The organism is Vogesella mureinivorans (assembly GCF_007644035.1).
GTDB classification, from domain to species: domain Bacteria; phylum Pseudomonadota; class Gammaproteobacteria; order Burkholderiales; family Chromobacteriaceae; genus Vogesella; species Vogesella mureinivorans.
Window position 1 is genome coordinate 1 of record NZ_VMTV02000596.1, and the last position, 282, is coordinate 282.

The 282-nt window shown below is 61.0% G+C and carries 1 pseudogene; it reads right to left on the reverse strand.

The window, feature by feature from the left end:
• Positions 1–282: pseudogene (secY, locus tag FLQ44_RS16445) on the reverse strand (preprotein translocase subunit SecY); the annotation flags it as partial.

Genomic DNA, 282 nt, shown 5'->3' on the forward strand with positions numbered 1-282 from the left:
GTTCGAAGAAGACAATGACGCCGATCAGCACGAAGGCCAGAAGCAGGATCCCGATGATGATGGCGGCCGGAAGCGCGCCAGTGCGGCCAAGCTCGAGAGTGCCGGCAATTGCCGATGGCAAGCCTGCAACGATACCGGCAAAAATAATCAGCGAGATGCCGTTGCCGAGCCCGCGTGCGGTGATCTGTTCACCGAGCCACATAACGACCGCGCTACCGCCGACGAGCGTGATGACCGCCGATATGCGGAAGAACCAGCCGGGATCGGTGACGATGTCTTGCC